The 3702-nt window shown below is 35.2% G+C and carries 3 protein-coding genes; 1 reads left to right on the top strand and 2 read right to left on the bottom strand.

Translation table 11 applies throughout. The annotated features are described in order from the left end of the window. A partial coding sequence (locus tag AC3DU7_RS28315; RefSeq protein ID WP_488042593.1) for a hemolysin family protein occupies positions 1-1025 on the bottom strand: 1025 nt, incomplete at its 3' end. 49 nt (positions 1026-1074) lie between these two features. Between AC3DU7_RS28315 and AC3DU7_RS28310 the strand changes: the two genes are divergently transcribed. Then, a complete protein-coding gene (locus tag AC3DU7_RS28310; protein WP_488042592.1) occupies positions 1075-1995 on the top strand; it encodes a DMT family transporter in 921 nt (306 codons plus the stop codon). 409 nt (positions 1996-2404) lie between these two features. Here AC3DU7_RS28310 and AC3DU7_RS28305 read toward each other — a convergent pair whose 3' ends face one another. Continuing rightward, positions 2405-3505: a hypothetical protein gene (locus tag AC3DU7_RS28305; RefSeq protein ID WP_488042591.1), complete on the bottom strand. Its 1101-nt coding sequence runs from the start codon at positions 3503-3505 to the stop codon at positions 2405-2407. Positions 3506-3702: the final 197 nt, after the last annotated feature.

The raw sequence follows: 3702 nt of genomic DNA, 5'->3' as shown, positions 1-3702 counted from the left end.
TCATCTTTTAACTTTCTTTTTCCTCTCATCCTTGCCAAAATTTGTAAGTCAACACTTTGATCGGTTTCATCCACAATTTCACCAGTTAATTCTTCCAATACATCTTCCAGAGTCACTACTCCAGACATTCCTCCATATTCATCTAAAACTACCATCAAATGTTGACGATTTTTCTGAAATTCTTTTAGCAATAAATCGACTCTCAATGTATCGGGAATAAATCTAACATCTCGCATAAAATCATAAATTTTATTACTATCTTTTCCTTCTATAATTCCTTTAAGTAATTCATTTTTCAACGCTACACCAAGTACATCATCTATAGAACCTCCAATTACAATAATACGACTATGTTGAGAAGCAATAATATCTGACTTTACCTCAGCCAGAGTTGCATTAGCGTAGAGATAAGTTGTCGCTATTCGAGGCGTCATAATATCAAAAGAATTTTTGTCATTGAGCCGAAATACTCTTCTAATCATTTCAGCTTCATCACCCTCAATAACTCCTTCCTTATATCCTACTCTGGTCAAAAACATAATTTCTGCTTCATTAGTAGTGGGTGATTTTTGCCCTTTAGTAAAAGGAGAAGTAATTTTTTCCATCAACCAGACTATAGGAGTAAATATAAAAGTTAACCCTTGGACAGGTATAGCCACAGTTAATGCAAATTGCATCGCATAACGCTCACCTAAAGTTTTAGGAATAATTTCCCCAAAAACTATTACCAAAAAAGTTAATATTGCAGAAAAAAACCCTAACCAAGCATTTCCCAAAACCGAAGCTGCAATATTACCAATTAAAATACTACCAACTATATTAAAAATGTTATTAATAATCACAACAGTAGCAATTGGGCGATTAATTTTTTTCCTAATTACCCACAGTGCTAATGCTGCTGGTTTTTTAGACTGTGCTAACTGTTGTACTTTGATGGGAGAAACTGAAAGTAAGGCTGTTTCAGTAGCAGAACAAAGAGCAGAACCTATGAGAATAATTAAAACTATAATAGTTAGCTTTAGCATATTTAACTAATAATTGGTTAAACTCAATTGTACCATTTTTTATTTTCTTATGAAACCTCCTAACTGGCAAATTATATTAGTTTTAACTATTGGTATTTTGGCAATATCTACAGGTGCAATATTAATTAGGTTGGCAAGTATCTCTGCTGACATGAGTGGGGTAGGGTTTAGCCTGGTAATAGCTGCCTCGCGGGTGACGATCGCTGCTTTATTGTTAGTGCCAGCATGGTCAAAAATTCAGTGGCAGAGTCTCCAGTCGGGAGCAATACCCTATGCATTAGCAGCAGGAGTTTGCCTCGCAGTCCATTTTGCTTTTTGGATTACCTCTTTATCCTACACTTCGATCGCGGCCTCTACTGCTCTAGTAACTACTAACCCGATATGGGTAGCTTTGTTGTCGCGGTGGTGGTTGAAGGAAAGACTCTCTCGTCAGACAGTTATTGGCATAGTAGTAGCTATGGTTGGGGGGCTAATCATTGGTTTAGCAGATATTGGTGGGGAACCTACAGGTGTTAACCCTCTCCTGGGAAACTTTTTGGCTCTGATGGGAGCTTGGGTAGTGAGTTTGTATATACTTCTTGGACGGGAAGTTCAAACTAAAGGGTTTAGTGTTGGTGGCTATGTTGTGGTAGTTTTTTCTGTAGCTGGAATTGTATTATTGCCTCTTCCCTTAATTTTAGGTGTTGGTTATTCTGGTTATCCTGGCCTAGTATACTTTTACTTTTTATTGATGGCATTATTTCCTCAATTAGTAGGAAATACGAGTGTTATGTGGGCAGTACGCTGGTTGTCTCCTACTTTAGTTAGTTTGGCAATTTTATTTGAACCTGTTGGAGCTAGTTTTTTAGGTTATTTATTGTTCGGTGAAGTGCCTTCTATAATAGTTTTTTCGGGTGCAATTTTATTATTAATTGGAGTGGCGATCGCTTCAATAAGTCAGAATTCAAAAGTTAAGGAGGAAGAAGTGTAATTATTAATATTTCGTTTTGGAAAAAGAATGTTATGAATAATCATAGTTGTAGGGGCAAATGGCTATTTGCTCCTACAGGGTTTTGGTTATGACTGGAGTTTGGAAGGGGGAACAAATGCCCACTTTGATAGAATTAGTTGACCTCTATTTACGTCGCTTTAAGATTGAATACTGGTATCGATGCGTGTAAACAAAGGTTGCACTGGATTTTACCCAACTTTGGCACTAAAGAGCAATGCGATGAATATGTTTGTTGATAGTCCAGATTTTTTCAATCCTTTACTTAATTTTATATTCAACTATTTAGCCTAAACTCCAGTAGATAAAAGATTCATTTAATTTATGGATTTGTCTAATAATACTAAATTTGATATTAAACAGGATTTAGTATTATTTTTATCGCCAAAAATTAACTTTTCTTTTGTTGATTCTTTTGTTCTAAAACAATTTCTTTCATCGCTTGAAATGAACGAGAATTTGACGCACCTTCAATAGCTTTCACTGCTAAATCTTGAACCTGTGTCAAGGTGGAATCTAATTGTGCAGATAAATTTTTAATCCGTTGTTCTTGATTTTGAATTGTCTGTTGTAGAGATTGAATCCGTAGTTCATAAAATTGCTTTTCCCCTTCTACTTCTTTTGCCAACAAATCAGATTTAACTTTCGCCTGATAAGTACCAATATTTCGCCCATTTTCCTTACCGTTATTAATATTAGACTCTAGTTCTTTTTTAAAGTTTTCTACCTCAGCTTTTACCTTTGCCAATTCTTTTTCACGTTCAGAAATAGACTGCTCTCTTTCGGACCATATTTTATCTTGTTGCTGTTGAAATTCTTCTAATTCCTTATACAAATTTTTCTTGTTTTGCTCATACTGATCAATATCTAGATTGTATTGCAAGTTCAAATCATATTCATAAGTTTCTTCATCCCGTTTACGAGTTTTATCTTGCTGTTCATTTCGTTCTTTTATTGTGCGTTGATGTTCCTGTTGTTCCTTTTCCCAAGCTTGTTTACTTGACTCTATTTCTTGTTGTAATTCTTCTTGGCGATCGCTAAATTCTGTCTCAAATTCTTTAGCACTTTGTTCATACTGTTGAACCAAATCATCTAAAGTATTTTCTTCAATATTTTCTAAACCATGCAAATCATTTAATTGTTGAATTTCTTCTGTCACTTGCTGCCGAACTTCTTCTAATTTAGTTGCTTCTGAAGTGAGTTTTTCTGATAATTCGCTGATAGCTCCACCAAAGCCATTTTGTACCATCAACAAATTTTCAATCGTGTACTGCATACTTGGTTTGTTACGAGTTTGATTTAAGTTCATAAATTTTGCGACTTCTTTTTCTGGTTTTTTTGATATTGAATCTACAGAGGTTTTAGTTGTAGTTTTACTTTCCTGACTTAGTTGGTTTATTTCTGCTTCTAGGGCAGATTTTTCTTTTTTTAGTTCTGCAAAAGCTTCTAAAATTTCCGCCTTGGTATTTTTAGAATTAACTCTTTTAGCCATTTTTTTTCTCCTGTTAAATTTGCAATTTTTCGACTGATTTAAGCTGCGATATGTAGCGCTACGCGCAAGGGAATAGTAAACTGTCAGAAGTTAGAGGGTTTTAGGGTTTAGAGCAGTAAATTTTTGTCTCTAGGTGTCTTTATCTCCCCTACTCCCCTACTCCCCTACTCCCCTACTCCCCTACTCCCCTACTCCCC

Source organism: Okeania sp. (assembly GCF_983059655.1).
This window is presented reverse-complemented; position numbering and strand designations above follow the sequence as displayed.